This window comes from Microbacterium sp. NPDC057659, from assembly GCF_042799915.1.
Lineage (GTDB): Bacteria > Actinomycetota > Actinomycetes > Actinomycetales > Microbacteriaceae > Microbacterium.
On sequence record NZ_JBHVHU010000002.1, the window covers coordinates 354908 to 381053 of the forward strand.

Consider the following 26146-nt stretch of genomic DNA (forward strand, 5'->3'; position numbering starts at 1 on the left):
TTCGCGGCATGCCGGAACGTCTGCTCGCCCCTGACGGCGTCCCCGCGCGGGTCGCGGAGTTCGCGTACGGCGGGGCGGTCCTGGTCGCGGAGGACCTCGGCGAAGGATCCCTGCCGTTCGTGCTGCTGCACGGCATCGGGATGGGTCGCAGCGTCTATGTCGACCTGGTCGCGCGACTGCGCGGCCGGGTGATCGGCATCGACCTGCCGGGGTTCGGCGAGGCGCCCGAACCGCAGCGCACGCTCACGATGGAGCGTCACGCCGACCTCGTGGCCGCGTTCCTGCGCGATCGCGGCATCTCGGATGCTGTGCTGATCGGCCACTCCATGGGCAGCCAGATCGCCGCCGAGGTCGCCGCGAGGCATCCGCAGGTCGTGGCCGGGCTGGTGCTCGCCGGCCCCACGGTCGACAGCGCCTCGCGCAGCATCCGGGTGCAGGCGCGGTACCTGTTCATCGATCTGCTGGGCGAGAAGCCCCTCGTGCTGTGGCGCGGAGCGAGGGAGTACCTGCGCGGCGGACCGAACCTCGTGCGCAAGATGCGTGCGACCATCGTGCACCAGCCTGAGAAGGCCTATGCCGGGGTGACGTGCCCGACGCTCGTCATGCGCGGCGAGCGCGACCCCCTCGCACCGGTGTCGTGGTGCCGGCAGATCCTCGAGGCCATCCCCGGTGCCCGGCTCGTCGAGATCCCGGATCACGGTCACGGCACGCTGATCAGCGACTCCGAGCTGGCCGCGGCCGCGATCACGGCCTTCGCCGACGAGGGATCCTGAGTCGCGCGGTCGGTCTCACTTCTGCGCCGGAGCCGCCTTCGGCAGGATGAGGGCGTAGCGGCGCAGCCACACGCTGACGACGATGACGCCGGCGAGGAACAGCAGGAGCACGCCGAGCGCGGTCAGGATCGGGGCGCCGACGTCGTCGCCACCGGCGGTCAGCACGATGCCGATCGTCATGACGACCAGCGCGAGGACGCCGACGACGGCGCCGACGATCATCGCCGACAGGTAGGCGCGCGGTCCTGCCTGCGTGGGGCGCACCCGTCCCCGGTCCGAGATGTAGGCGGCCCAGCGCGTTCCGGTCCACCAGCGATGGAGCGTCCTTCCCGACACCGGATACCAGCCGGCGCCGTCCCCCTCAGCCTCACCGGGCAGGGGGCGCAGGACATCGTCGAGCAGCGGGACGGTCGTCGGGGCGGGGATCTTCTGCCGTGCGGCAGCACGACCGGCGCCGACCATCCACAGCGCTCCGAGCAGCAGGAAGAGCGCCGCCAGCAGGAGGTTGCCGGGCTCGAACAGACCGATGAACAGATACAGCAGCCCCGCGACCGCGAACAGTCCGCCGATCGCCCAGCCGAGACCGGCGGGCTCCATGGCGTACGCATCGGCGCCCGGCTTCCCGTTCCTCACCCGGTAGGGGGTCCAGTTCAGGCCGTCCCACCAGCGCGCCTCGCCCGATGCGGAGAAGGAGTACCAGCCCATCGGGATCTGCTGCGGCAGCGTCGCCACGGGAGCGGCGGATGCCACGGCGTCCCGCTCGTACGACGTCCACTGCAGACCGTCCCACCAGCGCTCCCTGCCGGGAACGCCCGCGGGGTACCATCCCGGTGCTGCTGCCATGTCGCCCCTTTCCGTTCTCACCCTATTGGCTCGCGCGGGCTCCGCTCGGCCCGCGCAGGCGGATGCCCGAGGGCGCGAGCCCCCGGGCATCCGCGTGTCATCAGTGTTCAGCTGCAGGCGCCGAGCGCCTCCCAGGCACCCCACGCCTGCGAGCCGGGTGCCTCGCCCTGGGTCCACCACTTGGCCCTGTACTGCGCGCCCTGGTAGGTGACCGTCGCGCCGCTCGCGTACGCCGCACTCGCGCTCCACGCCGCCGCGCAGGTGCCGGGGTCGGTGCCGGGGCCCGTTCCGGGATCGGTGCCTGGGCCCGTTCCGGGATCGGTTCCCGGCGCGCAGTCCGAGACCCTGCTCCACACCGCGTTGCTGTCCGGAGTGTCGCCCTGGGTCCACCATTTGGCGGTGTATTCGACGCCCTTGTACGAGACCTTCGCGCCCCCGTTGTAGACGGCCGAGCTCGACCACGCCGGTGCCCCGCAGGTGCCCGGGTCGGGGGTCGGGTCGGGGGTGGGCGTAGGCGTAGGCATCGGTGTCGGGTCGGGAGTCGGCGTCGGGTCGGGATCCGGCGTGGGCGTGCCCGAGCCGCTGCCCAGCCGAGCGCCGACGGTGTTCGCGACCGCCCAGCCGCCGGTCTTGTCCCAGTTGATCGACCAGGTCATCACGCCGCCGATCGGCCCGTAGGGCGTGGCGGGCGTGAACGTGCCGCAGTTCGCACCGGTCTCGAGGCAGTCGACCGCCTTCACGACGTTCGCCATCGGCTGGTAGCCGCCGCCGGCGGCCTTCTGCACCGCGGGAACGCCGATGCCGACCTGGTCGGGCCGCAGGCCCATGTCGAGCTGGATCGCCGCCAGCGCGGTGAGGAAGTCGACCGTGCCCTGCGAGTACACCTTCTGGTCGGCGCCCATCATCGTGCCCGAGTTGTAGTACTGGGTGTTGACGATGGTGAGGATGTCCTTCACCTTCAGCGTCAGCTGGTAGTACGGCATCGTCGTCGCCTGGTAGTCGATGGTCTGCGGCGCCATCGTCAGCACGAACCCGGCACCCGCCTTCGCGCGCAGCTGGTGCAGTGCGTCGCTCATGTACTGCGCGTTGATGCCGTGCTCGAGGTCGACGTCGATGCCGTCGAAGCCCCACTCCTGCATCAGCGCGTAGGCCGTGTCGGCGAAGTTCTTCGCCTCGGTCGCGTTCGACACGATCACGTTGCCGCGCTCACCGCCGACCGACAGCACGACCTTGCGGCCCTCGGCGCGGATCGCCGCGACATCCGCCTTGAACTGCGCGGCGGTGTAGCCGCCGAGCTCGGCGCTCGCGACGTCGAACGTGATGCCGCCCGGCGTCGTGGCCAGGTTGTCGGCGAACGCGATCGCGACCAGGTTGTACGCCTTCGGGATCTCGCTGACCTTCATCGTCACCGAGCCGTTGTCGAAGTTGTGCCAATAGCCGGTCAGCCACTGGTGGGCGGTGCTCGTCGCCGCTGCGGATGCAGGGGCGGCCACCGGGGCGGTGGCCGCGTTCGCGATGGGGATGGTCAGCAGCGCACCGGCGATCACGGTCGTCGCGGCGGCGATGCCGGCGGCGAACCTCTCTCGCCGGGTGCGCAGCGGGTCGTGCGCTCTGATCACGGGATCTCCTCGGAGTCGGGGGAAACCGTCACGCTACGCGGGCGCTCCGCTCCCCCGCATCCGTGATGTCCACATTCTCACGCGACGACAGGAACGGATGCCGCGCTCGCGCGCCGCGCGATCGCCCAGATGCCGACCGCTGCGGCGAGGAAGATCAGTCCGAGCATCACCCAGCCGGCGAAGCCGAAGGTGATCGCCGTCGCGTTCACCACGATCGGCGCTCCGAGTGCTCCCAGCGAGAACCCCATGCCGAACACGCCCTGGTACGCGCCGGCACGCACGGGATCGGCCAGCTCGAAGCTCAGTCCCCACGCGCCGGCCTGCGAGAGGATCTCGGCGAAGGTGTGCGTGATGGTGGCGACCAGCAGCACCACGATCGCCGTCCAGGCCGGCAGCCCTGCGGCGAGCGCGTAGATCACGCAGGATGCCGCCATCAGCCAGCCCGCGATCATCGTCACCCTGCCCGCCACGCGCACGTCGTGCGTGCCTCGGGATGCTCGCACCTGGAACAGCACGACGAGGGTGGTGTTCACCACCACGAGCACCGCGACCAGCACGGTCGGAGCGTTCGTGTCGCGGGTGATCCACAGCGGCACGCCCAGCTCGGCGACACCGAACTGCATGCCGAAGACCGCCGACAGCGCGCTCAGCAGCAGATAGCGCGGGTCGCGCCACGGTGAGCGCCGATGCCAGTTCCTGCGCTCGGCTGCCGCTGCCGCGGTGGCATCGGTGTTGATCGACCCCGTCGCCGTGCGGATGGTGTCGGTCGTGGGCCGCGGCGGAGCATCCACCGCGGATGACAGGCGCAGCAGCGGCAGCGAACCCGCCGCGCAGAGCAGACCGGCGACGGCGATCACGATGCGGTACGCCTCGGGCGTGCCGAGCGCCAGGGCGATCGCGCCGACGCCTGCGCCGAGCGCGATCGACAGGTTGGTCACGGTGCGCAGCACCGCACGGGCGTGCACGCGCCGCTCGGGCACGAAGCCGCGGGCGATGATCGCCGACCGCGAGGCGTGGCTCATCGAGTCGAAGAAGCCCGAGAGCGAGGCCAGCACCAGGGCGGTGACGAAGTCGCCGGCGAACGCGTAGCCGGCCAGCAGCAGACCGCCGAGCGCCTCGAAGGCGAACGTCATCCGACGGGCGCTCCAGCGGTCGGCGAGCCAGCCGCCGAGGAAGGATGCGACGACGCCGCATCCGCTCGACACGGCCAGCACGATCGCCGCCTCACCGGCGCCGAGGCCGAGGATCTGTGTGAAGAACAGGACCGTGACGGCGAAGAACACGCCGCGTCCGATGCGGGACACCACGGTCGACAGCACCAGCGCGCGCAGCACCGGGTCGTCGAGGCTCGCGATGATCCGCGAGCGGAGGGAGGGCTTCTGCGCGGTGTCGGGAGCGGAGGTCACCCTCAATCCTCGCACGCGCGCTGTCGGCGGATCAGCCCGCGCCGGGCGGCGTGCTCTTCGATTCGGCGTACTCGTCTACCACCAGCTCGCGCTCGTCGACCGAGCCGTTGCGATACGCCTGTCGGCCGACGATGTGGGCGGACAGCGGCGCGGTCGCGAACTGCATGAGCACGATGGGCGCGACGATCACCAGCCCGATCAGGATGCCGCCGACGCTGCGCTGCCCGAGCGCGATCGCGATGCAGATCAGCAGCAGGCCGAGCACCTGCGGCTTGGTCGCGGCGTGCAGGCGGGATGGTACGCCGCGGAAGTGCAGCAGCCCGACCGCGGCCGACAGGCACAGGATCGCGCCGATCAGGATCAGCACCAGCACGACGACATCGAGGACGGCGTCGGGGATCTCGAGTCCGAACACGTTCATGAGGGGGTGTTGTCCCTTCGTGCCACGAACCGCGCCACCGCGATCGATCCGAACACGCCGATCATCGCGATCACCAGCAGCACCGGGATGTTGCGGGTGTGCCCGTTGATCGCCATCTCGGCGCCCAGCACGCACATCACCTCGGTCAGCAGCACGTCGCTCGCGACGGCCCGGTCGAGGATCGACGGCCCCCGCACGATGCGGATGAGCGTGAGGATGGCGGCGATCCCGAAGATCACCAGGATGATGCCCAGCAGGATGTTCATCGGACCTCCCTCCGCGGTTCCTGAGCGAGCGAAGCGAGACGAAGGGCGTCCGCGCGCAGCGCGCGGTACTGCGCGGGCGTGCCCAGCGCACGCACGATGCGGCGCTCCCAGGTGAGCACCTCGGCCCGGAACTTCTCGACATCGGCCTTGGTGTGCACGCCGATCACGTGCAGATAGAGGATGCCGCGGTCGCGATCGGCCTCGATCACCAGCGATCCCGGGATGAGGGAAGAGGTGACCGCGACGTGCGTCATGATCAGGTCGTCGGCGTACTGCAGCGGTACGGCGATGATCGCCGCCCCGGGCTGACGCCGGAAGTCGAACACCTGGATGGTCACGCTGAGCGCGCCCATCACCACGGCCCAGAGGAACTGCACCACGAACAGGAACGCGTACCAGAGGTTGATCCGGCCGGACAGCTCCACGGTCGGCAACCGGAACACGCGGGTGACGAAGATCGCGACGGCCACGCCGGTGACGAAGGCGAGGGGCGTGAACTGGTGCCAGAGCAGCATCCAGAGCACGACGAGCCAGGCGAGGAAGGGCAGCTGCACCCAGATGTCGTGGGCGAGGCCGCGACGCGTCTCAGGACTCATCCGCCCGCCTCCTCATCGAGCTGCACGAGGGTCACCGGCTGCAGCAGGCCGCTGCCGATGCGGTCGCACAGAGCGTACAGCGGGCCGGCGAAGATCGTCAGGACCAGTGTCACCCCGACCATGCCCCCGGTGGCGATCGTCATGATCGCGGGGATGCGGCGGCGCTCCTGCTGCTCGTCCGCGGCCGGCGCACCGGCCAGGTAGCCGTGCCGGGTCTCGCCCTCCTCCGCCGTGTCGTCGTCCTCGCGCCAGAACGCGAGGTTCCAGGCGCGCATCAGCGCGTACAGCGTGAGCAGAGAAGTGAGGATGCCGCCGCCGATCAGCACGTACAGCAGCGGCGTGCCGACATCCGCCGCGGCCTGGAACAGGCCGATCTTGCCGATGAACCCCGAGAACGGCGGCAGGCCGCCGAGGTTGATCGCCGGCACGAAGTACAGCACCGCGAGCAGCGGCGCCGCCTTCATCAGGCCCTTCACCCGCAGGATGCTGGTGCTGCCGGCTCTGCGCTCGATGAGGCCGACGGCCAGGAACAGGGTCGTCTGCACGACGATGTGGTGCACGATGTAGTACACCGTGGCGCCCACGCCGGCCTCGGTCGCGATCGCGAGACCGAAGATCATGTAGCCGACATGGCTGACCAGGGTGAACGACAGGATCCTCTTCAGCTCGGCCTGCGCGACCGCGCCGAGGATGCCGATGATCATCGTCGCCAGGCCCACGACCATCAGCAGGGTGTCGATGCTGTTCTGCGCGAACAGCTGCGTCTCGGTGCGGATCAGCGCGTACACGCCGACCTTTGTCAGCAGGCCGGCGAACACGGCGGTGACCGGCGCCGGAGCGGTCGGATACGAGTCGGGCAGCCAGAACGACACCGGGAAGATCGCCGCCTTGATGCCGAACGCGATCACCAGCAGCAGGTGCAGCACCAGCTGGGTCTCCTGCGGCAGCTGCGCCACCCGCTCGGCCACCTGCGCCATGTTCACGGTGCCGACCGCGCCGTAGATCGCCGCGATCGCCGCGAGGAACAGGATCGACGACACCAGCGAGACGACGATGTAGACCGATCCGGTGCGGATGCGGGACTCCGTGCTGCCCAGCGTGATCAGCACATAGGACGCGACCAGCAGGATCTCGAAGCCCACGTAGAGGTTGAACAGGTCGCCCGCGATGAACGCGTTGAAGATTCCGGCCGCGAGGATCAGGTACGACGGGTTGAAGATCGACGTCGGGGTGTCCTCGGCGCCGTCGGCCGCGCCCTGGCCGATCGAAAACAGCAGCACCGCGAGCAGCACGATCGCCGAGGTGAGCACCAGCAGCGCCGCGAGCCGGTCGACGTAGAGCACGATTCCGAACGGCACCGGCCAGCCACCCACGGACACGGCGATCGGCGTGCCGCTGCGGTCGACGACCACCAGCAGGATCGCCGCGATCACCGAGACGGATGCCAGAGTGATGGCCGAGACCAGCACCTGCAGACGCGGGCTGCGGCCGAACACGAGCGTGATGGCCGCTCCCAGCAGCGGCAGGGCGACGAGCAGCGGGACGAGCGCGGTCATGTGCGGTCCCCCTCGTCGTCTCGGCGCTGCTGGTGCGGCGCGGCATCCGGGACATCCACCGGCGCGTCATCCCGGATGCCGGGCACGTCGCGCATGTGCAGCACGGTGATCGGCGCGGTCTGCTCGCCGACGAAGTCGGTGGTCGCGTCGTCGTCGCCGATGTCGGACTCGTCGTCGAAGACCTCCTCCTCCGAGATCGTGCGCTCGCGGATGGCGATGTCCTCCTCGTCGTCCTCGACAGTGTCGGCCTGGCCCAGCTGCCAGGAGCGGTAGATCAGCGCGAGCAGGAACGCGCTCACGGCGAAGGTGATGACGATCGCAGTGAGGGTCAGCGCCTGCGGCAGCGGATCGCTGAGGTCACCCTCCTCGCCGAAGAACGGCGCCTTGCCCGGCACGCCCATCACGATCAGCAGCAGCAGGTTCACGGCGTTTCCGAGCAGCAGGAACCCGATCAGCACCCGGGTCAGCGAGCGCTCCATCATGGCGTAGACGCCGCAGGCGAACAGCACGGCCATCACGATGATGAGGGTGAGCGAGACGTCCATCAGATGCGCACCCCCCGCTCACGCAGTGCGGCGGTCTGCCGGTCGACCTCGGCGCCGAGGCTGCGCAGCACGTCGAGCACCAGACCGATGACCACCAGGTAGACGCCGATGTCGAAGATCGTCGACGAGACGAACTCCAGGTGACCCAGCACCGGGACATCCGCCTCCCACACCACGCTCTGCAGCGGCGCGAGGCCGAAGAACAGCGGGACCACGGCGTCGCCGACGGCGAGGATGAGGCCGGCGCCGAGCAGACGACCGGCATCCGTCGGCGCGGCGGCGCCCAGCTCCCAGCGTCCGCCGGCGATGTACCGCATGACCAGCGCCATGCCGGCGACCAGGCCGCCCGCGAAGCCGCCGCCGGGGCCGTTGTGCCCGGCGAAGAGCAGATAGATCGACACGACGATGATCGTGTGGAACAGGATGCGCACGATCACCTCGAGCAGGATCGAGCGGTTCTCGGGCTTCTGCTGCTGGCTGCCGATCAGCCATGCGCGGTTGCCGGAGCGGTTCTCCGGAGTCTGGAAGCGGGGTCCGTCGACGGTCTCGATGAGCGGGCGGCGGTCGCCGCGGCGACGTGTCGCCGCTGGCAGCGCACGGGTGCTGGAGAGCAGGTCGGCGCGGTGCGAGACGAACACCAGGGATGCCACGCCGGTCGCCGCGAGCACGAGCACGCTGAGCTCGCCCATGGTGTCCCAGCCGCGTAGGTCGACCAGGGCCACATTGACGACGTTCTTGCCGTGACCGAGCTCGTAGGCCAGCTGCGGGAAGGCTGCGGAGATCGGGTCGGTGATGCGCGCCTGGGTGGCGACGATCGCGACCAGCGCCATGGTCGCCCCGGCGCCGATCGCGAGCAGGGCGCGGGGCAGCCGGCCGACCGAGGCGTTGTGCTCCCCCATTCGCGACGGCAGCCGGCGCAGCACCAGCGCGAACGTGACCATCGTGACCGTCTCGACGAGGATCTGCGTCAGCGCGAGGTCGGGGGCGCCGCTGGTCGCGAAGAGCACGACCATGCCCAGGCCGGTGACCGAGACCAGCACGACTCCGGTGTATCGCTTGCGCGCACGGACCGCGACGATGCCCGCGGCCGCCATGATCGGGGCGACCACGATCTGCGCGGGCGTGTGCCACGCAGAGAGCTGCATCGCCTGCGGGGTGCCGGTCATCACCAGGGCGGTCGCCTCGGCCGCGATGAAGACCACGAAGATCGTGCCGACGTAGATCGGCAGCGAACCGCGCTGGGTGAGCGTGGTCGTCAGCACCGAGAGCCGGTCGACGCCGCGCATGACCAGGTAGTAGACATCGGCGGCGGTGAACGGCAGCAGTCGCGGCTTCGCGTCCCAGCCGGTGCGGCGGGACAGCAGGAAGATGCCGATGCCGATCAGGATCGACAGGATCGAGATCGCGAGCGCCGGTTCGAAGCCGTGCCAGAGCGCGAGGTGGCCGGGACCGACGCCGTCATCGGGCGCGGTGACGGCGTAGGCGTGCACCATGATGTCCAGCGCCGGGGCGGCGATGCCGACGCCGATCGTCGCGCCCGCCAGCAGGATCGGCGCGGAGAGGAAGCCCACCGGCGGGTCGGGCCACGCGGTGTCCGGCATCCGATCTCCGCTGCGGTCGCGCTTGGTCCAGAATGCGCCCCAGAGGAAACGCGTGCCATACGCCGCGGTCAGCATGGAGCCGAGGATGACGCCGATCAGGGCGACCAGACCCCAGGGCTCCCCCGCCTGCGCGGCATCCAGCAGGGCCGTCAGCGACGACTCCTTCGCGACGAAGCCGATCGTCGGGGCGATGCCCATCATCGAGGCGACCGAGATGAACGCGGTCGTCGCCATCACCGGCGCCTGCCGGCCGACACCGGACAGCTCGCGGATGTCACGGGTGGAGAGCTGGCGGTCGATCACGCCGACGATCAGGAACAGCGCCGACTTGAACAGGGCGTGCCCGATCACCAGGGCGAGGCCGCCGAGGGCGGCGGCCTGCGTGCCGAAGCCGATCACGACCGCGAAGAAGCCCAGCTGGCTGACCGTTCCGAACGCCAGGATGCGCTTCAGGTCGGTCTCGCGCAGTGCCTGGATGCCGCCGAGCAGCATCGTGAACACGCCGAGCGAGACGACGATCGGGCGCCAGGGGCCCGCGTTCCCGAACACCGGAGCGAACAGGGCGATCAGGTAGATGCCGGCCTTGACCATCGCCGCCGCGTGCAGATACGCGCTGACCGGAGTGGGCGCTGCCATCGCACCGGGCAGCCAGAAGTGGAACGGGAAGATCGCCGACTTGCTGACCGCGCCGACCAGCAGCATGACGATCGCGGCGTTGACCAGGGCACCCGACGGCGGGTCGGCGAGCAGCGCGGTGATGCTCGAGGTGCCCGCGACCACCGTCAGGATGATCGCACCGACGAACAGCACCAGTCCGCCGAGGGTCGTCACCAGCAGGGCCTGGAGGGCGGCACGACGGCTGGCCGCGCGGCGCCGGTAATGGCCGATCAGCAGGTACGACAGGATGCTGGTGATCTCCCAGAACATCACGAGCATGATCAGGTCGTCGGTGAGCACGAGGCCGTACATGGCGCCGGCGAAACCGAGCAGCACGCCGGCGAACTGGCCGACCTCGCGGCCCTCGTCGAAGAAGTACCAGCGGCAGTAGAACAGGACGAGCGCGCCCACTCCGGTGACGATCAGCGTCATCACCCAGCTCAGCGGTGTCATCCGCATCGACAGGTTCAGCCCCAGCTGCGGGATCCAGGGGAAGGACTCGTAGGGGATGCTCGCGGGGTCGAGCACCTGAGGCGTCAGCAGGAGCGCGTGGACGAAAGCGATCGCGGGAATGAGGGCTCCGACGGCGAACGCCCGGGCTCCCAGCCAGCGGATCAATGCGGGAAGCAGAAGCGAGCCCGCAAGGAACACGGCGAGGAGCAACGTCATAAGCGGCTCCTCACGCTCGTCGGGCCTTCCGGCCTAGGCGGGCTGTACTTTCCCAGTGTACCGACCGCGCGCGTCGTGCAAGAGTGGTCACGTGCGCGGGGGATGGCGTGAAGCGGCGGGATGGGCCGCCGCACTGGGGGTGGCGGTGTTCGTCGCTGCCCAGTCGGCCGCGTCCGCGCGCTCCGAACTGCTGTTCCGCGACGGCGACTCTCTGGTCGTCGCCATGTACGTGCGCTCGGTGCTGGAAGGGCAGCCCCAGGACTGGGCGTTCTCCAGCGTGCTCTTCATGCCCGAAGCGGTATGTTTCGCGCTGCTCCGGCTGGCACTCCCCTGGCTCGGCATCGGTGCACTGTTCGCGGTGAACGCCGTCGTGAACCTGCTGGCCTTCTATGGCGCGCTGCGTCTGGTCGCGGGCCGGCGCGGCGACGGTCGGTCCCCCGTCACGTGGACGCTCCTCGCGTTCGCGGCGTTCTGCCTGCTCGTCGTTCTCGAGACCTCGCCCTCTCGTGACGCGCTGGAGCCGGCATCCCTGCTGCTGACCACCACGTACTACTCCGCGACCGTCATCGCCGTGGTCGCCGTCGTCGGGCTGATCCGCCGGCACGTCGACGGCGGATGGGCCGGCATCCCGTACGTCCTCGGCGTGATCGCCGGGGTGTCGACGCTGTCGAATCCGCTCTTCGCGGCGTGGGCGACCGTGCCGCTCGGGCTGCTGCTCGGACTCGGCGCCCTGCGCCGCCGCCCGCACGCCCTGGCCCCCTTCCTGGCACTCGTCGTGGGGACGTGCACCGGGTTCCTCGCACGCATTCCGTTCGCGGAATGGATCGCGAACACCGGGGCCGGGTATGCTCAGCCCTCGCAGTGGACGCAGTCGCTGCAGTACTACGCCGGCCTCGCCGGCGAGCGTCTGACGGCGCCCGGAGGCGTCGCAGGCGCGCTTCTGATCGTCGCGCTGCTGGCGTTCTGCGTCCGCCGCACGGTGCGCTGCACCGGCGGAGCGCGCATCGTGGGAACGGCCGGATGGCTGATCCCCCTGCTCGTCGTCATCGGAGCGATCGCGCTCGGCACCCATGCCGCGCGCTACCTGCAGCCGATCGCCTTCGCGCCGGTGCTCTCGCTGGTCGCCCTCCCCCGCACCGTGGGAATGCCACGGGTCGCGGTGCGCATCGCGATCGCCGCGTCGACGGCCATCGTGCTGGTGTTCACGGTCGTCTCGGCGCCCCGCCTGGCGGCATCCGCGAACGCCGACGACCGTGACCTCGGCTGCGTGACCGACTGGGTGGACCAGTCCGGGCGCACCGGTGCCGGGCAGTTCTGGACGGTGCGACTGCCGAAGCTGCATCTGAAGGATCCCGCGCGACTGGTGCAGGTCGACCACGCCCTCCGCGGGTACGCGTGGCTGGTGAACCGCACCGACTTCGACGTGGGCGAGGTCACGTTCCTGGTAGAGGATGCGCAGACCCAGACGTGGGAGCTGCCCCCGCCCGGCGCCGTGCCCGACGCCGTGATCCCGTGCGGCCGCTACACGATCCTGGACTTCGCCCGGCACCCGCTGCCGCTCGGGTCGCAGCGGTCCTGAGGAACGGGGCTCAGGACGGCGGAGCCGCCGTCGTGGACCCGGCGCGGAAGCGACAGGTCAGATGCACCGACTCCCCCGGTTCACCGTCGAGCATCCGCACGACCTGCTCGCCGGCGGCCCGCCCCTTTCGCACAGCGGGCTGCACGGTGGTGGTCAGGCGGTAGTCGCCGAGGCCGTCCACGGCGATGCCGTCGAAGCCGGCGACGCTCACATCCTCAGGAACGCGCAGTCCGAGCTCCTCCGCGGCACGGATGACGCCGACGGCCAGCAGGTCGCTCTGCGCGAGCACCGCGGTCGGCCGGGTGGCGGGGTCGGACAGCAGTGCCCGGCCGGCGATCATGCCCTCGTCGATCAGGCTGCCGGCGGCACTGATGGCCGGCGCATCGGGGTAGACCTGGCGCGCTCCGTCCAGGCGGTCGAGCGTCACATCGACGGTCGCCGCGGCGATGTGCTCCGCGGTCACAGGACCGCGCCGTCGCTCGGTGTCCAGCGACAGCGTCACCAGCGCGACATTCTCATGCCCCAACTGGAATACATGCCGTGCGACCTCGGCCTCCGCCTCGCGATTGTCCAGCGTGACCTGGGGAATCCCCTCCCCCGCATCGCCCTCGATGACCACGACCGGCAGGCCGCGCCCTCGGACGATCTCCAGCGCCTCGCGCGTGCGGGCCGAGCATCCGATGAGTACGACCGCGTCGACCGGCGCCTCGGTGACGGGGTGCGGCCCCTCGGCCTCGGGGTCGTCGCGCAGCAGCAGCAGACCGGCTCCGGCTCCAGCACCGGCTCCGGCGAGCGCGTCGGTCAGACCGTCCATCATCGCGGTCGTCACCGGGTCGAGGAACGCGTGCCGCAGGTGGCCGCCGAGCACGACGGCGACGATCCCGCTGCGTCCCAGCCGCAGCGAGGCAGCGCGCGGGTCCGGCCCCGTGTAGCCGAGCTCGGATGCGGCGGCGAGCACTTTCTCGCGAGTCGCCTCGGCGACGTTGACCTTGCCGCTGAACACCACGGATGCCGTGGATGTCGACACCCCGGCGGCGTGCGCCACGTCGGCGAGGGTCGCTCGGCGGTCGTTCATGCCTTTGAGCATAACCCGGTGGTTCTCAACCTTCGAATCGATTCGATACGATGTGGGACATGGACTCCGCCCTCACCCGCTCACAGTTCGTGCGCTGGCGCGCCGCGATCTTCGCCATCTTCCTGGCCAGCGGCCTGTCGATCGCGACCTGGGCGTCCCGCGTGCCCGACATCAAGGTCGCGCTCGACATCGACAAGGCGCAGGTCGGTCTGCTGCTGCTCGCCGCCGGCATCGCCTCGATCATCGGCATCTCGACCAGCCCCGCGATGATGGCGCGCACCGGCGCACGCCGGGGGATGCTGCTGATGATGCTGATCTTCGGCGTCGGCGTCGCCCTGATCGGCCTCGGCACCAACGTCTTCGGCTCGGTGCCCATGGTGATCGCCGGCCTGGCCATGTTCGGGTACGGCAACGGCAACCTCGACGTGATGATGAACGTCGAGGCGACGGCCATCGAGCAGCAGATGGGCCGGACGGTGCTGCCGGTGTTCCATGCCTTCTTCAGCCTCGGCACGGTGCTCGGCGCCGGCGCCGGCGCACTGGCCGTCAGCATCGGCGCCGACGTCGCCTCGCACGGAATCACGATGGCCGCAGTCATCGTCGTCGCCGCGGTCGTCTGCTACCTCAACGTCCCTGTGCGCGAGGCCGCGCTCGACCCCGAGCCGCAGGAGAAGCCGCACTGGCGCGAGCGGATGCACGTCGCGCTGTCGGCCTGGCGCGAGCCGCGCACCTACGCGCTCGGCGTCGTCATGCTGGGCATGTCCTTCGCCGAGGGCGGCGCGAACGACTGGCTGGCCCTCGGCACCGCAGAGGACCACGGTGCTGGAGCAGCGGCGGGCGCGGCGGCTCTCGCTGTGTTCTCGATCGCGATGACCGTGGTGCGCGTGTTCGGCGGCCCGCTCGTCGACCGCTTCGGCCGCGTGGTCGTGCTGCGCGTGCTCGCGGTCACCGCCGCCGGCGGCATCCTGCTCTTCATCCTCGCCCCGAACACTCCGCTGGTGTTCGTGGCGGCCGCGCTGTGGGGGATCGGCGCCTCGCTCGGCTTCCCGCTCGGGATGTCGGCGGCGGCCGATGACCCGGCGAAGGCCGCGGCCAGGGTGAGCGCAGCGGCGACCATCGGGTACATCGCGTTCCTCGGCGGCCCTCCGGTGCTCGGCTTCATCGCCAACCACATCGGCCTGCTGAACACCCTCTACGTGCTCGTCGTGCTCGCCGTGCTCTCCGGCCTGTTCTCCGGTGCTGCCCGCCCGCTCCGTCAGGACGAGATGAGCACGACGACGAAGTAGGCTCTTCGGGTGCGTCTCGTCATCGCCCGCTGTGCCGTCGACTACTCCGGCCGCCTCAACGCCCATCTGCCCCCGGCCACCCGTGTGCTGATGCACAAGGGCGACGGGAGCCTGCTCGTGCACTCCGACGGCGGCAGCTACAAGCCGCTGAACTGGATGAGCCCGCCGTGCTCGCTCACCACCGAGGAGCCCGGCGAGGAAGAGGCGTCCGCCGGCGTCGTCGAGGTCTGGCGCGTCACGCACAAGAAGACCGGCGACGCGCTGCGCGTGCAGATCTACGAGATCCTGAGCGACTCGAACCACGACCTGGGCATCGACCCCGGCCTGCAGAAGGACGGCGTCGAGGCCGACCTGCAGCGGCTGCTCGCCGAGCAGGTCGAGCTGATCAGCGAGGGCGCGACACTGGTGCGCCGCGAGTTCCCGACGGCGATCGGCCCGGTCGATCTCTTGGTGCGGGATGCCGGGGGAGCGGCCATCGCCGTCGAGGTGAAGCGCCGCGGCGACATCGACGGCGTCGAGCAGCTCACCCGCTACCTCGAACTGCTCGGCCGCGACCCGCACCTGGCTCCCGTGCAGGGCGTGTTCGCCGCGCAGGAGATCAAGCCGCAGGCCCGCGTGCTGGCCGAGGACCGCGGCATCCGCTGTCTCGTCCTCGACTACGAGGACATGAAGGGCATCGAGTCGGGCGCTCCGCGCCTGTTCTGACCGCCCGTCCGTCCACCCGCAGGGTCGAACCCCGCTCGCAGGCCGCAACCGTGGCGTGTCACCCTGCATCCGGAACTAGACCCTGCAGACGGAACCGGACCACTCCTCCTCCATAATCGAGGATCTCCGGAATCCATCCACAAGGGTCCGTTCTCCGGTGCGGCGCCCGCCGGCTTCGGGACAAGCTCGACGGCATGATCGAGCACATCATCGACCGGCTCGGCGGCGTCGTCCGCGGAACCCAGCTGCGGCCGTTCGGCATCACGCGACACCGGATCGCGCGCGCCGTGAGAACCGGCTCGGTGCAGCGTCTCCGGTCGGGCGTCTTCGCGGTGCCTCGTGCCTGTGAAGATGTCGTGACGGCGGCGCGGCATGGCGGAGCCCTCACCTGCGCGCGAGCGCTGCAGCAGCATGGTGTGTGGACGCTGTCGGATGACGACGAGGTGCACGTCTGGCATGGACCCACCGGCCGCGTGCACGCGCATGAGCCGTGCGGCTGCGTCAGCCACTACCATCCGGGGCGGATGGTGCTGGGCATCGCGCCGCTCCCGCGCGCACTGGTGCACGCCTTCCACTGCCACGGAGAGGAACTCTTCTTCGCAGCGTTCGAATCCGCGTGGAACAAGCGGCTTCTCTCCGCGGCGGATCGTAGGGCCGTGCGCGCAGCACTCCCGGCATCCGCTCGATGGCTCGTCGACTTCGCACGCGAAGACGCCGAAAGCGGACTGGAGTCGCTCGTCCGGCTGCGCCTGCACCTCATCGGCATCTCGGTGCAGACGCAGGTCGAGATCGACGGCGTCGGACGGGTCGACTTCGTGATCGCCGGTCGGACCATCCTCGAGGCCGATGGCAAGGAGAACCACGCGGGCTCCCGGCGCCACAACGACCTGCTCCGGGACGCCGCCGCCTCACGCCTCGGCTACGAGACTCTTCGCTTCGACTACGCCATGATCATCTACAACTGGCCCATCGTCGAAGCCGCGATCCGGGCCGCCCTCCTGCGCGCTGCGGCCTGATCCGGTGCCGCTGCATCCCACCTGCAGGGCCGAATCGCGCTCGCAGGCCAGATCCGCGGTTGTCACCCTGCATCCGGAACTAGACCCTGCAACCGGGACCAGCCCGCCTAGCCGGCTTCTGGCGCGATCGTCTTCGCGTCCTGCGCGGGGATCGTCACCTGACGGATGATGATCAGCACCGACGCGGTGATCGGGATGGCGACCAGAGCGCCGAGCAGTCCCATCAGGGCCGCGCCGGTCATCGCGCCGATGATCACGAGGATGCCGGGCACCGCGACGGCCTTGCCCATCACGCGCGGGGTCACGTAGTACGCCTCGATCTGGATGTACACCAGGTAGCCGACCAGGAAGATCAGGGCCTGCCACGGTCCGACGAAGAGGGCGGCGACGGTGCCCACGACGAGGAAGATCATCGAGCCGATCATCGGCACCAGCGTGATGAAGAACGCGCCGATGGCCAGCAGCAGCGCGATGTTCGAGCCGATCACCAGCTGCAGGACGAGCACAACGGCGGCGTTGATCGCCGAGAGCGTGACGCCGCCCGCCACGAATCCGCCGACGGATGCGGTGATCTGGTCGGTCAGATCGGAGAAGGTCCTGCGCCGGTACTGCGGCACCAGAGTCGCCAGCGCCCTCTTCATCGTCTCGAGCGAGGCGATGAAGTACAGCGTCAGCACGACGACGAGCACGGTGCTCGAGATACCGGAGACGATGCCGCCGGCCGCCTTGAGGACGCCTCCCGAGATCGCCAGGAACGACGAGAGGCTCGTCACCGAGGCCACACCTTGCGCGATCACCGCGTCGAGGTCGACACCCAGCGCGGCTTCGATGTCCTGGAACCAGTCCGTGGTCTGTGCATGGGCGTACCACTCGGGCGCGGTCTCGATGATGTGCACGAACTGCTTCACCATGTTCGGGACGAGCACCAGAACGATCACCACCGCGAGCGCGAGCACCACGACGGCGACGGTCGTGATCGCCCAGGGCCGTTTCATACCGGTGCGCTGCAGCTGCCGCACGGCCGGATCGAGGCCCAGTGCGATGAACAGCGCGAGGAAAAGCGACATCAGCACGGACGACAGCGAGACGAACACCAGAGCGAGCGCGATCGCGAGCAGCACGCCGATCGCGACGAGGAAGCCGGAACGGAGGGGAGCGGCGGGAAGGACGCGACGGGGGCGGGACGAGGTCGACGAGCGCTGCGCGTCGCTCTCGGCGACCGCTGCGGCGGCCGGATCCTGCTCGCGCTCTTCGCTGTTGCTCACTCAGGCACAGTATCCCGGCGCGGTGACCGGCGTCACCGGACTCGCCCGGCGGGGATGACCTGCTTGCGCGCTCGGCACTCCGGGTGTCAGGATTCCGCCACCCGGAGGCGGACGGCGCCTCCTGTCACCCGCAGGAGGGGCAGTGAACACTCTCGCCGCCATGCGCGATTCCGTGTTCTTCGAAGGGCCGGATGCCAGGCACCGCGACTCCCGGTTCTGGATGCTGCTCGTGCTCGCGAGCATCATCGCGAGCGCCGGCGTGGTCGGCGACTCGACGGCCACGGTGATCGGCGCGATGATCGTCGCGCCGCTGATGACACCCATTCTCGGGATCGTCCTGGCGACGGTGCTCGGCAGCCGTCGCAATCTCGTCCGCTGCTGGGCCCTGGTGATCACCGGCGCGCTGTGCGCGATCGCGATCGGCTATCTCGTCGGCCTGTTCGTGCAGTCGCCGATCACCGCGCAGACCGATTCCCAGGTCGCCGGGCGCATCTCGCCGCATCTCATCGATCTGCTCGCCGCGCTGGCCACCGGCGTCGTCGGTGCGGTCGCCCTGGTCCGCAAGGACATCTCCGACACGCTGCCCGGCGTCGCGATCGCGATCTCGCTGGTACCGCCGCTGTGCGTGGTCGGTCTGACGATGGAGTCGGGGGCCTGGAACGAGGCCGGGGGAGCGCTGCTGCTGTTCGCCACGAACGTCGCCGCGATCCTCGGCTCGGGCATCGTCATTCTGGCGCCGCTGCGCGGGAAGTGGGAGGGTATCGCCGCAGAGGACGCCGCGACACCGGCGCGCCCGTACCGTGCGCTGATCTCGATCATCGTGTCCCTGGTGATCATCGCCATCCCCCTGGCCAGCACCTCGGTGCGGTTCACCACGGATTCCGTACTCGAGTCGAAGGTGCGGGCCGCGGCGGAGCCCTGGGCTGATCACAGCGGCTTGCAGATCGATGCGCTCACCACCAGTGGCGGCCGCGCCGAACTGACGCTCACCGGAGCTCCGCCCCTGCCGAGCACGGATCAGCTCGCGCAGGACCTGCGCGACGCCGGCGTGGACCCCGCCGATGTCGACATCGAGTTCGTGCCGGCCTACCGGGTGAACCTCGGCGACGAGCCCGCGGACTGACCGCCCATAGGGTGGACGCATGCCCGAATTCTCCTGCGTCCTCTGGGATGTCGACGGCGTGATCGCCGACGCGTCCGCCGGCATCCTGCCCCGCCTGCGCGAGGTCTTCACCTCGTACGGCATGCAGCCGCCGGCGCCTGAGGAGCTGGCGCGCTGGATCGGACCGCCGATGTACGAGTCGTTCCAGCGCTCGGGCATGACCGTGGACCAGTCGCTGGAGGCGGTCGCCCGCTATCGCGAGCTCGCGGCGCGCGACGGATACGCGGCATCCGTCGCCATCTATCCGGGTGTGCCCGAGGTGCTGCGCGCGGTGCGGGATGCCGGCATCCCGCAGTCCACGGCCAGCTCGAAGCCCGAGAACCAGGTGATCGCGATCCTGGATCACTACGAGCTGAAGGATCTGTTCACCGTCGTGGCGGGCTCGCTGCCCGATCCGCGCACCGGCGGCAACGAGGACAAGGCAACGGTGATCGGGCGCGCGCTGACGCTGCTCCAGGCCGCGGGGGCCGATGTCTCGCGGCCGGTGCTGATCGGCGATCGGGTGCACGATCTCGAGGGCGCAGCGCACTACGGCATCCCGGTGATCTTCGCAGAGTGGGGCTTCGGCGAGCCGGATGAGGCCGAGGGCGCGATCCTGCGGGTCTCGAGTGCCGCGGATCTGAGCCGCGAACTGCTCTCCTGACAGCGGGGTACTGTACCGTGATCTAGGGCGTGTCGACGTTTGTCGAGCGATGCGGAGCGCGATCAGAGACGAAGGAGCAGCAGTGGCTGAAGTGCCATCCACTCGCAAGGTGCAGATCACCGTCCCTGTCGCCGACACCAGCGTGATCGAGTGGCTCGACCTGCAGTACTCCGCATCCGACTCGTTCCGCCGGCTGATTCGCGAGGCCATCGCGCGCGAGGGCTACGTCGACGTCGCGAACCGCCCCGTGCGGCCGCCGGCCGAGCCGGTGCACGTCGCGGAGGAGTTCGCCGCCGACGTCGAGGCCCCTGCCGCGGTGCCGAAGGCCGTCACGACGGCTCCGACGACCGAGACGAAGGCCGCCGAGGCCAAGGCCCCGAAGCCCGAGGCGAAAACCGCGAGCGTCAAGGCCGAGAGCCCCGGTGCCCCGCCGGCGAAGGTCGCCAAGACCTCCGCTCCCAAGGCCGAGGCCGCCTCGGCCACGATCGACGATCTCCTCGGTCTGTAACCCGCTTCCCCCATCTCTCCCCGACACTCGGAACGAAAGGTCTCCCCCATGAGTTCGGACATCATCAACCTCACCGGCGGCATCGACGTCGGCAACGGCTACGTCAAGGGCATGATCCTGAACACCGACACCGGTGTGCGCGATCGCATCGACCTGCCCAGCGCCATCGTGGCCACCCCGCGGCAGTCGCCGAAGGTGCCGCTCGAGGACGCCGAGGCCGCTCAGACCATGAACGACGCCGAGGAGGACTTCTACAACCGTCTCGACGCATCCTTCTCGTCGCCGCTGGTCTCCGACAGCGACCGCCGCATCTTCGGCCGCTCCGCGCTCAGCGTGCGCGGCTCGGTGTTCAGCGAGTTCGAGGTGCACGACGGTCACGCCAGCAAGGCCGACCAGCAGCTCAGCAAGATTCTGGTGCTGGGCGTGTACGCCGCCAAGGCGCTGCGCGACTACGTGCGCGAGCACGACGCGCTGCCCGACCACGAGCTGCGCGTGAAGGTGCGCACCGGCCTCGCCCTGCCGATCAGCGAGTTCGTCGCGCGTCGCTACGGCTACGCCGGTGAGTTCATCGGCTCGAAGGGCTCGGCCGTGCACCTGGTCACGATCAAGAACTTCAACACCCCGGTCAGCATCCGCCTCGAGTTCGTCGACGTGCAGGTCGTCGCCGAGGGCGCCTCGGCGCAGTACGCGATCTCCGACAAGGGCGAGCCCCTCGCCGATGCGCTGCTCACCGACCTGCGCTCCCGCGAGGTCGACGTGCTGCCCGGCGTGACCGGCGCCGACCTGGTCGCCGCGCAGAACACCATCGGCATCGATGTGGGCGAGGGCACCGTGAACTTCCCGGTGTTCACCAACGGCCGCTTCAACGCCGAGGCCGCGTCGACGCTCGACATGGGCTACGGCACGATCCTCGAGAACGCCCTCGACCGTCAGGACGAGGCGGAGTTGCGCTTCACCAGCCGCAAGCAGCTCGCCGACTTCCTGCAGTCGACCCCGTCGGTGCTGCAGCGCAACCGCCACCAGCGCGCGGTGGTCCTGGTCGAGCCCGACGTGAAGCACCTCGTCGAACAGATCCGCCGCTCGTTCAGCGAGACGCTCAGCCAGTCCGGTGAGTCCACCGAGGTCGTGTACGTCTACGGCGGTGGCTCCGGCCCCATCAAGGACGAGCTCTACCCTGAGCTGATCCGTGCCGCCGGCGACGTGCCCGTGCTCTACCTCGACGCCCGCTACTCGCGTCACCTCAACCGTGAGGGCCTGTTCCTCGCGGCGCGCGCCGCCGAGGAGGCGGCCGAGGCTGCCGCCGCGGCCGTCGAGCAGGTGGCCGCCGAGAACAGCCGTCGTGCCGCCAGGAAGAGCGAGAAGGCCTCTGCCTGACCGGCATCCGGACAGACAAGAACCCCGCCGCGCTGCGCGAGCAGCCCGGCGGGGTTCTTCGTTCCGTCTGGGAGGATTCCTCCTCAGAGGGGACGGATGTTCTCCGCCTGCAGGCCCTTGGGACCCTGCGCGATGTCGAACTCGACGCGCTGGTTCTCCTCAAGAGTGCGGTAGCCGGAAGACTCGATTGCGGAGTAGTGCGCGAACACGTCGGCGCCACCCTCATCAGGGGAGATGAAGCCGAAGCCCTTCTCCGAGTTGAACCACTTGACCGTGCCCTGGGTGCTCATGTACTGCCGTTCTGCTTGTTGCGAAGCCGACGCGGGCTGCACCGACTGTAGAGCCAACGCTAGCCGAGACAGGGGAGCGGTGGACATCCCCATTTCGAAGGTGACGAAAACGTTGCATCCGGAGAAAGTGATGGCCCTCATCGCGGGGGGAGCGATGAGGGCCGAAGACGACCGGAGGGTGCGTCAGGTACAGCGTACAGCCTCTGTCCCCCTTTTGGGGGACATTTGTCCCCCAAAAGGGGGACAAAATCCGAAAAAAAGTGGCATCATGGATGCACGACCTTCCGAGCGGTCCAGTGGGGACTGGGGCGCGGAGCAGGACGTCAGGGATTCCCGCACTCGTTTCTGGGGAGCGAGATTCATCTTCTGGGGAGATGAGGGGATCCGGGAGGCGGGGAGAAGCCGGGGGGAGGGCCCGACGCAACCGCAGACACAACGAAGGCCGGGAGAGACGCCTCCCGGCCTTCGATGTATCTCAGGGGATCACTTGGCTCCGCGCGCCGCGGAGACCTCGACCGCCTTCTCGATCTGCTGCGAGACCGTGTTCCCCGCTTCGTCGACACCGGTCACACGCAGGTCGATGAACCCGCCCGCATCCGGCACCGGAAGCCGGGCCGAGAAGGATGCCACGAACACGTGCCCGTTCGCGAAGATGCCGGTCATCTTGCCCGGCCCGTCCTTGCTGATGGACTCGGTCTTCAGGTCGACCTTCTTCCACTCGCCGCCCGGCAGGCGCATCTCGAGCGTCGCGGACTTGACCGGCGCGCTGCCGATCGCCCCGTCGAGGTGCGAGAGCTGCAGGGTGAACGGCACGGACTGGCCCTTCTTCCTGTTCGCGCCCGTGGTGCCGTCGGCAGCGAGGTCGAGGCCGTAGTAGGCCTGCAGCATCGGCAGGAAGCCATCGCCCAGGTCGCCGCCCGACTCGAACTCCCATGCGGTGTCGACCTTCGTGCTGGTGCTCAGCCAGGTGCCGTCGTGGCCGGTGCTGATCTCGTACCGCAGCCGGTGCTGGCCTGCGGGCACATCGGTCCACGGCGGGGCCTGACCCGTGACGTCGCGCACCTTCTGACCGTCGGCGTACAGCGCACCCGTGTAGGTGGTGCCGTCGCCGTCGAGCGCCCCGGTGCGGTCGGGGTTCGCCCCGTCGGCCTGGGCGGGGATGTTGATCGACAGCGAGTCGTCCTGGCGCCGCGGCGCCCAGTACCCGTTGCCGATGTACGGCCGGACGACCGGTCCGAAGTAGGAGGTGCTGACCTTCTGGCCCGGCTTGTACGAGCGCACGATGTCACGCACGTTCCACTGGCCCTCCGCGGCGTACGCGTCCTGGTACCACCGGATGTTCTCGGTGCTCACCCAGTCCACGCGATCGGTTCCGCGCTCCACGGCGTTGGCCGGTCCGGTGCCGTGAGTGGTGCCGGGCACCATGTCGACGCGCACCTCAGCGGCATCCTGCCCCTTCTTGCCGTAGTAACGGGTGTCGATCCGAGCGAGCTTCGGCTTCCATCCGGTGAGATCCTGCGGGATCTCGCCGTCGGCGTAGCGCGCGATATCCCAGATCTCATCGGCCAGCGGCGTCCCTGACGCCACAATCTGCTGGTTGCGAGCGATCTTCTTGATCAGGTCGCGACCCTGGATGCCGCTGATGCCGGCCACCGGGATCGCCGTCTCACCGACCCAGGTGAAGTACTCCTGGTCGGCGCTGTTGATCAGCACCAGCATCCGTGCCCCGGCTTTCGCGGCGCGCGCAGCGACCTCTTCCGGCGTCGTCTCGGACGAAAGCGTCGCGACCGCGACCGAGCCCTTGACCGACTTGCCGGCGAACCCGGCATCCGTGCCCGTGCCGACGTCGACGCCTTTGGCCTTGAGCCGGCCGTCGAAAGGCACGGCACCGGCCTGCGGGATCACGTCGAGCCTGGTGCCGCCCACCGACAGCGTGAGCGCCGGGTGCTGCATGCGCCAGCGCGCAGTGAAGCCGAAGCTCTCGGCGTCGGCGACCTTCTGCGGCTGGGCGTAGATGTCGTCGGCCCAGATCGGCACGACGGCGGTTCCGCCGATGCCGTCGGCGGTGTAGTCCATCCGCCGGTAGGTCGGCTCGGCATCGGCATCGCCCACGTCGGCGGTGACCTTGACGGCTGTGCGGGCATCGAGCGAGACGGACTTCGTGCCGTCCAGCACCACGTCCGGGTCGCCGACGAGCGCAACGCCCTGGGCGTCCGGCTGCGGGAAGATGTCCATCATCGACATGATCCCGTAGCGGCCGGCCGGCATCCGCAGCGTCGTCTCGCCGTCGACGGCGATCACGCCGGCGATCTCCTCGGGGAAGCTGCTCGTGATCCACGCGTAGGTGCTGGTCGGCGTGCCGTCCAGGCCGGTGGCCGAGACCTTCAGGTCGTAGCGCTCGGCCTCGACCGAGACGCCGAGCGCACTGCGGGTGACCGCCTCGCCGTCGATCGACCCGATCAGGTAGCCGGTGAACCGTGCCCCCGCGGGCACCTCGGCGGGGTCGACGTCGATCGTGACCGAGCGGGTCTCGCCCGCGGGCACGACCAGCGAGTCGGCGCTGAGCTTCAGAACTCCGCCGGTGTCACGGCCGCCGCCATCGCCGGTCGCGTCGACCAGCTTCGCGTCCAGCGCGACCGTCACCTCGGCGTCGCCGCGGTTGGTGTACTCGAAGGAGCGCCGGACCGGCTTCGCGTCGCCGCCCCACGGCACCATGCCGAAGTCGCCGGAGCCGGACGCCACGACATCCGTCTTGATCGCACGGGCGACATCCAGCACGCCGGCGCCGATCTGGTACGAGCTCAGCGCGCCGTCCTCACGGGTGCTGCTGGTGAGCAGCGTGCGCAGCTGCGCACCGGTGAAGTCCGGGTGCTGCTGCTTGAGGATCGCCGCGGCGCCCGCGACGTGCGGGGTCGCCATCGACGTGCCGCTCATCGTCACGTAGTCGCCACTGCCGGAGCTCATCGACGAGCGGGCCGCGGTGACATTGTTGCCGGGACCGGCGATGTCGGGCTTCAGCGCGCCCGAGCGGAACACCGGGCCCTGGCTGGAGAACCACGACAGGTCGCCGGAGGGGTCGTCGACCGAGCCGACGGTCAGTGCGCCGGTTGCGGCGCCGGGAGAGCCGACACTCTCGGGTGACGAGGCGTTGCCCGCGGCGACGATGAACAGCGTGCCGTTCTTCTCGGTGAGGCTGTTCAGCGCCTCCGACATGACGTCGGTGCCGTCGGAGGGCTCCTGGGTGCCGAGACTCATCGACACGATCGGGGCGTTCTGCGACGCCCATTCCATGCCGGAGATGATCCAGGACTCCTGGCCGTACCCGTCGTTGCCGAGCACCTTGCCGAACAGCACGTCGGCACCGTCGGCGACGCCGCGGTTCTTCCCGTCGGATGCCGCACCCGTGCCGACGACGGTCGACACGACGTGCGTGCCGTGCCCCTGCACGTCGTCGGTGTAGGCCTCACCGGGCACGAAGCTCTTCGAGTCCGCCGAGACCTTGTCCTTGAGGTCGGGGTGGGCGGTGTCGACACCGGTGTCGAGCACGGCGACGGTGACGCCGTCGCCGTCGAAGCCAGCCGCCCAGGCCTCGGGCGCGCCAATCCACGGCACGCTCGAGTCGAGGGTCGCGGCGACCTTGCCGTCGAGGTGGACCTTGGTGATGCCGCCGGCGAGCTGACCGGGCTTCGCCGCCCTGGCCTTCGAGGTGGTCAGCGCCTGCCAGGTCTGCTCCGCCGCATCCTTCTCGGTGCTGGCGGCGGAGCCCTTGACGCTGGGCAGGGCCTTGCCGAGCTCCAGTCCGGGAACAGGAGCGGAGCGCTGCTTCGGATTCTGCTCGACGATGAGCGGGATCGCGTCGACGGAGGCGTCGTCGTAGCCGTCGGCGATCAGCTTGGTGACGTTGAAGAGGTCCTGGTCGATGGAGTCGGCCGCCAGGAACGGCATGGCGGCATCGGGCACGACAAGCAGGTCGTCGCCGGCCTGGATCTTCTGCCAGCCGGCGCCCGGGATCACGGTGTCGACGTCGACCGTGGTGATCCCGCCCGCCTCGGCGATGTGCACGACGTCACCGGTGAGGAGCGTGATGTCATGCTCCTCACCGTCTGCCGCATCGATGTTCGGCTGGGTGGCGGGCGGCTGCGCCGGCGGCTGGGCGAAAGCCGGGGCGACGCCGAGACCGGCGACGCCGATGGCGATCGTTCCGACGCCGGCGACGAGGGCTCTGCGCCCGCGCCGTGGCTGTCTGGGGGAGGTGGACATGCCTGGGTCCTTCCTTGCTGGGGAATCTGCA

22 protein-coding genes are annotated in these 26146 nt (G+C 69.7%); 9 read left to right on the forward strand and 13 right to left on the reverse strand.

Translation table 11 applies throughout. The features are described from left to right. Positions 1-8 precede the first annotated feature (8 nt). The gene (locus ACFVAE_RS10310) at positions 9-773 is read left to right on the forward strand and encodes an alpha/beta fold hydrolase (protein WP_378891387.1); all 765 of its coding nucleotides are present in this window, start codon (positions 9-11) and stop codon (positions 771-773) included. A gap of 15 nt (positions 774-788) precedes the next feature. Here ACFVAE_RS10310 and ACFVAE_RS10315 read toward each other — a convergent pair whose 3' ends face one another. The 9 genes from ACFVAE_RS10315 to ACFVAE_RS10355 all read right to left on the reverse strand — a co-directional run bounded on the left by ACFVAE_RS10315 (position 789) and on the right by ACFVAE_RS10355 (position 10952). Continuing rightward, positions 789-1616 carry a DUF2510 domain-containing protein gene (locus tag ACFVAE_RS10315; RefSeq protein WP_378891389.1) on the reverse strand — a complete coding sequence of 276 codons (828 nt, stop codon included), beginning with the start codon at positions 1614-1616 and terminating at the stop codon, positions 789-791. 107 nt (positions 1617-1723) lie between these two features. Then, on the reverse strand, positions 1724-3235 hold the full coding sequence (locus ACFVAE_RS10320; protein ID WP_378891392.1) for a carbohydrate-binding protein: 1512 nt from the start codon (positions 3233-3235) through the stop codon (positions 1724-1726). A 77-nt stretch (positions 3236-3312) separates the two neighbouring features. Beyond that, positions 3313-4641 carry an MFS transporter gene (locus ACFVAE_RS10325; protein ID WP_378891395.1) on the reverse strand — a complete coding sequence of 443 codons (1329 nt, stop codon included), beginning with the start codon at positions 4639-4641 and terminating at the stop codon, positions 3313-3315. Positions 4642-4672: 31 nt separating this feature from the next. After that, complete coding sequence (gene mnhG, locus ACFVAE_RS10330; protein ID WP_378891397.1) at positions 4673-5062, reverse strand: monovalent cation/H(+) antiporter subunit G; 390 nt, start codon at positions 5060-5062, stop codon at positions 4673-4675. Next, on the reverse strand, positions 5059-5328 hold the full coding sequence (locus tag ACFVAE_RS10335) for a monovalent cation/H+ antiporter complex subunit F (protein ID WP_378891400.1): 270 nt from the start codon (positions 5326-5328) through the stop codon (positions 5059-5061). Before ACFVAE_RS10335 ends, mnhG begins: the two co-directional genes overlap by 4 nt. Then, positions 5325-5924 (reverse strand): Na+/H+ antiporter subunit E, encoded by a 600-nt coding sequence (locus tag ACFVAE_RS10340; RefSeq protein WP_378891403.1) that lies wholly within the window; start codon positions 5922-5924, stop codon positions 5325-5327. The genes ACFVAE_RS10335 and ACFVAE_RS10340 overlap by 4 nt, the downstream gene beginning before the upstream one ends. Next, a complete protein-coding gene (locus tag ACFVAE_RS10345) occupies positions 5921-7480 on the reverse strand; it encodes a Na+/H+ antiporter subunit D (protein ID WP_378891405.1) in 1560 nt (519 codons plus the stop codon). Before ACFVAE_RS10345 ends, ACFVAE_RS10340 begins: the two co-directional genes overlap by 4 nt. Next, on the reverse strand, positions 7477-8025 hold the full coding sequence (locus ACFVAE_RS10350; protein WP_378891407.1) for a Na(+)/H(+) antiporter subunit C: 549 nt from the start codon (positions 8023-8025) through the stop codon (positions 7477-7479). The genes ACFVAE_RS10345 and ACFVAE_RS10350 overlap by 4 nt, the downstream gene beginning before the upstream one ends. Then, positions 8025-10952 (reverse strand): Na+/H+ antiporter subunit A, encoded by a 2928-nt coding sequence (locus ACFVAE_RS10355; protein WP_378891409.1) that lies wholly within the window; start codon positions 10950-10952, stop codon positions 8025-8027. Before ACFVAE_RS10355 ends, ACFVAE_RS10350 begins: the two co-directional genes overlap by 1 nt. Positions 10953-11043: 91 nt before the next feature. On the opposite strand from ACFVAE_RS10355, the gene ACFVAE_RS10360 reads away from it, so the two are divergent. Then, entirely contained in the window at positions 11044-12531 is a 1488-nt protein-coding gene (locus ACFVAE_RS10360) for a hypothetical protein (RefSeq protein ID WP_378891411.1), read from the forward strand. A gap of 10 nt (positions 12532-12541) precedes the next feature. On the opposite strand, the gene ACFVAE_RS10365 is transcribed toward ACFVAE_RS10360, so the two are convergent. Further along, complete coding sequence (locus tag ACFVAE_RS10365) at positions 12542-13606, reverse strand: LacI family DNA-binding transcriptional regulator (RefSeq protein WP_378891413.1); 1065 nt, start codon at positions 13604-13606, stop codon at positions 12542-12544. A 59-nt stretch (positions 13607-13665) separates the two neighbouring features. Here ACFVAE_RS10365 and ACFVAE_RS10370 point away from each other — a divergent pair, with 59 nt between their 5' ends. From ACFVAE_RS10370 to ACFVAE_RS10380, 3 genes are all read left to right on the forward strand, one after another. Then, on the forward strand, positions 13666-14892 hold the full coding sequence (locus ACFVAE_RS10370) for an MFS transporter (protein ID WP_378891415.1): 1227 nt from the start codon (positions 13666-13668) through the stop codon (positions 14890-14892). A 9-nt stretch (positions 14893-14901) separates the two neighbouring features. Beyond that, positions 14902-15597 carry an endonuclease NucS gene (gene nucS, locus ACFVAE_RS10375; RefSeq protein ID WP_378891417.1) on the forward strand — a complete coding sequence of 232 codons (696 nt, stop codon included), beginning with the start codon at positions 14902-14904 and terminating at the stop codon, positions 15595-15597. 194 nt (positions 15598-15791) lie between these two features. Beyond that, positions 15792-16613, forward strand: a complete 822-nt coding sequence (locus ACFVAE_RS10380) for a type IV toxin-antitoxin system AbiEi family antitoxin domain-containing protein (RefSeq protein ID WP_378891420.1) — start codon at positions 15792-15794, stop codon at positions 16611-16613. Between the two features lie 107 nt (positions 16614-16720). Here ACFVAE_RS10380 and ACFVAE_RS10385 read toward each other — a convergent pair whose 3' ends face one another. After that, on the reverse strand, positions 16721-17878 hold the full coding sequence (locus tag ACFVAE_RS10385) for an AI-2E family transporter (protein WP_378891422.1): 1158 nt from the start codon (positions 17876-17878) through the stop codon (positions 16721-16723). 142 nt (positions 17879-18020) lie between these two features. Here ACFVAE_RS10385 and ACFVAE_RS10390 point away from each other — a divergent pair, with 142 nt between their 5' ends. The 4 genes from ACFVAE_RS10390 to ACFVAE_RS10405 all read left to right on the forward strand — a co-directional run bounded on the left by ACFVAE_RS10390 (position 18021) and on the right by ACFVAE_RS10405 (position 21565). Beyond that, positions 18021-19001, forward strand: a complete 981-nt coding sequence (locus ACFVAE_RS10390) for a DUF389 domain-containing protein (protein WP_378891425.1) — start codon at positions 18021-18023, stop codon at positions 18999-19001. 19 nt (positions 19002-19020) lie between these two features. Beyond that, entirely contained in the window at positions 19021-19683 is a 663-nt protein-coding gene (locus tag ACFVAE_RS10395) for an HAD hydrolase-like protein (protein ID WP_378891427.1), read from the forward strand. An 82-nt stretch (positions 19684-19765) separates the two neighbouring features. Next, on the forward strand, positions 19766-20191 hold the full coding sequence (locus ACFVAE_RS10400; protein WP_378891429.1) for a hypothetical protein: 426 nt from the start codon (positions 19766-19768) through the stop codon (positions 20189-20191). A gap of 48 nt (positions 20192-20239) precedes the next feature. Then, positions 20240-21565, forward strand: coding sequence for a hypothetical protein (locus ACFVAE_RS10405; RefSeq protein ID WP_378891432.1), 1326 nt, complete (start codon positions 20240-20242; stop codon positions 21563-21565). Between the two features lie 83 nt (positions 21566-21648). Here ACFVAE_RS10405 and ACFVAE_RS10410 read toward each other — a convergent pair whose 3' ends face one another. Both ACFVAE_RS10410 and ACFVAE_RS10415 read right to left on the reverse strand, forming a co-directional pair. Beyond that, positions 21649-21855 (reverse strand): cold-shock protein, encoded by a 207-nt coding sequence (locus ACFVAE_RS10410; RefSeq protein WP_236126218.1) that lies wholly within the window; start codon positions 21853-21855, stop codon positions 21649-21651. A gap of 483 nt (positions 21856-22338) precedes the next feature. Beyond that, entirely contained in the window at positions 22339-26115 is a 3777-nt protein-coding gene (locus tag ACFVAE_RS10415) for a S8 family serine peptidase (protein ID WP_378891435.1), read from the reverse strand. Positions 26116-26146: the final 31 nt, after the last annotated feature.

Bases quoted from the DNA above. Each gene is read 5' to 3' on its own strand.
- ACFVAE_RS10370 (WP_378891415.1), top strand. From the start codon at position 13,666: ATGGACTCCGCCCTCACCCGCTCACAGTTCGTGCGCTGGCGCGCCGCG.
- ACFVAE_RS10350 (WP_378891407.1), bottom strand. From the start codon at position 8,025: ATGGACGTCTCGCTCACCCTCATCATCGTGATGGCCGTGCTGTTCGCC.
- ACFVAE_RS10355 (WP_378891409.1), bottom strand. From the start codon at position 10,952: ATGACGTTGCTCCTCGCCGTGTTCCTTGCGGGCTCGCTTCTGCTTCCC.
- ACFVAE_RS10410 (WP_236126218.1), bottom strand. From the start codon at position 21,855: ATGAGCACCCAGGGCACGGTCAAGTGGTTCAACTCGGAGAAGGGCTTC.
- ACFVAE_RS10345 (WP_378891405.1), bottom strand. From the start codon at position 7,480: ATGACCGCGCTCGTCCCGCTGCTCGTCGCCCTGCCGCTGCTGGGAGCG.
- ACFVAE_RS10405 (WP_378891432.1), top strand. From the start codon at position 20,240: ATGAGTTCGGACATCATCAACCTCACCGGCGGCATCGACGTCGGCAAC.
- ACFVAE_RS10310 (WP_378891387.1), top strand. From the start codon at position 9: ATGCCGGAACGTCTGCTCGCCCCTGACGGCGTCCCCGCGCGGGTCGCG.
- ACFVAE_RS10365 (WP_378891413.1), bottom strand. From the start codon at position 13,606: ATGAACGACCGCCGAGCGACCCTCGCCGACGTGGCGCACGCCGCCGGG.
- ACFVAE_RS10395 (WP_378891427.1), top strand. From the start codon at position 19,021: ATGCCCGAATTCTCCTGCGTCCTCTGGGATGTCGACGGCGTGATCGCC.
- mnhG (WP_378891397.1), bottom strand. From the start codon at position 5,062: ATGAACGTGTTCGGACTCGAGATCCCCGACGCCGTCCTCGATGTCGTC.
- ACFVAE_RS10315 (WP_378891389.1), bottom strand. From the start codon at position 1,616: ATGGCAGCAGCACCGGGATGGTACCCCGCGGGCGTTCCCGGCAGGGAG.
- ACFVAE_RS10340 (WP_378891403.1), bottom strand. From the start codon at position 5,924: ATGAGTCCTGAGACGCGTCGCGGCCTCGCCCACGACATCTGGGTGCAG.
- ACFVAE_RS10415 (WP_378891435.1), bottom strand. From the start codon at position 26,115: ATGTCCACCTCCCCCAGACAGCCACGGCGCGGGCGCAGAGCCCTCGTC.
- ACFVAE_RS10380 (WP_378891420.1), top strand. From the start codon at position 15,792: ATGATCGAGCACATCATCGACCGGCTCGGCGGCGTCGTCCGCGGAACC.
- ACFVAE_RS10335 (WP_378891400.1), bottom strand. From the start codon at position 5,328: ATGAACATCCTGCTGGGCATCATCCTGGTGATCTTCGGGATCGCCGCC.